Origin of the sequence: Streptomyces africanus, from assembly GCF_002150735.1 — a bacterium.
In the GTDB taxonomy this organism is placed as follows: Bacteria; Actinomycetota; Actinomycetes; order Streptomycetales; family Streptomycetaceae; genus Streptomyces; species Streptomyces africanus.
In genome coordinates, this window is record NZ_MUKA01000729.1 from 1 (window position 1) to 1,120 (window position 1,120).

Sequence of the window (1,120 nt, forward strand, 5' to 3'; positions counted from 1 at the left end):
TGTACTGCCCAGGCAGGTTGGTCAACCGGCTGATGGGGGCCTTCCTGCCGATGGCGGTGTGTTGCCGGTGGTGATTGTAGGTGTGGAGCCAGGCCGGTAGCGCGGCTCGTCGGGCTTGTTCGGACCGGTAGTGACGGGCGAAGGCCCACTCGGCGGCCAGGGTGCGGTGGAAGCGTTCGATCTTGCCGTTGGTTTGCGGGCGGTAAGGGCGTGTGCGTTTGGCTCGAATGCCCAGTTCGGTGCAGACTCGGGTCCATGCTTTGGACCGGTAGCAGCTGCCGTTGTCCGACAGCACACGCTCGACGGTGACACCGCGGTCGGCGAACCATGCCACCGCTCGTCGCAACACTGCGATGGCGGTGTCGGCGGTTTCGTCGTTGTGGATTTCTGCGTAAGCGACGCGGGAATGATCGTCGATCACCGTGTGCACGAATGCGTTGCCCAGCAGGGGGTTGCGGTGGCGGCTGCGGGTGATGCCGGGCGTGGCTGCTCGGTTCCGGCGACCGGTGACCCGGCCGACGAACCGCCAGCCGCCGCCGACCGGGATGTTTCCCAGCTTCTTGACATCGACATGGATCAACGACCCGGCATGAGGATGCTCATAACGCCGGATCACCTCACCGGTCCGGATATCGATATGCGACAAACGACTCAACCGGCACCGGACCAGCACTGCATGCACCGTCGAAGCCGGCATCGACAGCCGCGACGCGATCGCCTGCGGGGACAGGCGTTTGCGCCACCGCAGATCCACGATCTTGCGCACTACCGGGGCCGGGGTGCGGTTCGGGCTGTGATGCGGACGGCTGGACCGGTCGGCCATCCCGGCCTCGCCCATCGCCCGATACCGGGCCTGCCAACGGTTGGCGGTCCGCCAAGACACATGGAAATGCTCGGCCGCCCGAGCGACCGGCCAGCCGTCCTCCACGATGCGCCGGGCCAGCAGCAATCGGCCCCTCGGAGTCAAAACTGCGTTAGCGTGGACCACGAAGGTCTCCTGTCGGTTCGAGTGGTTGTCTCAGCAACTCCCACTCCACGACGGAGACCTTCACCATTTCAACGATCACCTACAGCGTGTCGCCACAAACCCTCGACCAACCTGCCTGGGCAGTACACCTAG

General features: G+C 65.3%; 1 protein-coding gene. It reads right to left on the reverse strand.

Going from position 1 to position 1,120, the window contains the following annotated elements; genetic code table 11:
- Positions 1-988, reverse strand: a 988-nt coding sequence (locus CCL05_RS43710; protein WP_036516134.1) for an IS481 family transposase, incomplete at its 3' end; no start/stop codon positions are given.
- Positions 989-1,120: the final 132 nt, after the last annotated feature.